We start from the raw sequence: 1,401 nt of genomic DNA on the forward strand, positions 1-1,401 counted from the left end.
TGCATCTGATGAACGGCGATATGGAGGAATTTATTGTTTCTGCCTATAACAACTTCATGCCAATGGCAGTAGAGAAGCACCTTAACTTTGTGAACCAATCTGAACATAGAGCGCTTTATATGTTCTTCGACCGGGATAAGGTACATAAGATTATGAATAATCTCTTGTCCAACGCCTTCAAATATACACCGCAGGGAGGCACAGTGAACTTACAGCTCGCGACAGAAGAGATAGAAGAAAGAAACTACGTGAGAATATCCGTATCTGATACTGGAATCGGAATATCCGAATCAGACCTTCCTTATATCTTTGACCGTTTCTATCAGGTAGGAAATGAAGGGGACGAAAAAATAGGCAGTGGCATCGGACTTCATTTGGTAAGGGAATATGTAAATATACATGGTGGCCGTATTAAAGTGGACAGTCAGATAGATCGTGGATCAGTATTCACCGTTTGGTTGCCGATGGACCTGAAACCGGAACCGAACGAACTGCCGGAAGAAATCATCGGAACGGAAACACCAGACATTAAAGAGAAAGAAACCACTACATCTACAGTCGATGATAACCTGAAGAAACTGTTGTTAGTGGAGGACAATCAGGAATTCCGTACTTTCCTGAAAGAACAGTTAGAAGATTTTTATCAAATCATTGAAGCGGCAGACGGCGAGGAAGGAGAGCGAAAAGCGATAGAGGAAAATCCGAACCTGATTATCAGCGATATTATGATGCCGAAAGTAGACGGTATCGAACTTTGCCGTCGGATCAAGACGAACGTGCAGACTTCCCATATACCTGTGATATTATTGACAGCCCGTACTGCCGATGATATCAAGATTAACAGCTATGAAGTAGGAGCAGACTCTTATATGTCGAAACCTTTCAACTTTGATATGCTGATGGTACGCATTGAAAAGCTGATAGAGCAGCAGGAAAAGAGAAAACAGGAATTCCGTAAAAACATAGAAGTAAATCCGAGTGCTATCACCATTACTTCAGTAGACGAACAGCTCATACAGAAGTGTCTGGAATACATAGAAAAGAACATGGACAATCCGGAATATGGCGTAGAAGAATTGAGTGGCGATTTGGGTATGGTGCGTATGAGCCTTTACCGTAAGCTACAATCCATCACCGGACATACACCGACAGACTTTATTCGCAGCATCCGTTTGAAACGGGCGGCACAATTATTACAAGGAAGTCAGTTGCCGATTGTTGAAATAGCGAACCGGGTAGGATTCAGTTCACCCAGCTATTTCTCGAAGTGTTTTAGAGAAATGTTCGGTATGCTTCCCAAGCAATATGCCGAGGAATCGGGAAGAAAAGAATGACATTGTGCTTGTGTTTGTAGTTTAATTATTACATTTGCGCTGAATAAGTGAGATAATTGTAAGATCT

General features: G+C 42.0%; 1 protein-coding gene. It reads left to right on the top strand.

Features of this window, described 5'->3' with window-relative positions:
- Window positions 1-1,334, top strand: a 1,334-nt coding sequence (locus tag AB5935_RS26190; protein ID WP_368327893.1) for an ATP-binding protein, incomplete at its 5' end; no start/stop codon positions are given.
- Between the last annotated feature and the right edge of the window lie 67 nt (window positions 1,335-1,401).

Source organism: Phocaeicola sp. RTP21198st1_B8_RTP21198_201120 (genome assembly GCF_040929485.1).
Taxonomy (GTDB): Bacteria; Bacteroidota; Bacteroidia; order Bacteroidales; family Bacteroidaceae; genus Phocaeicola; species Phocaeicola dorei.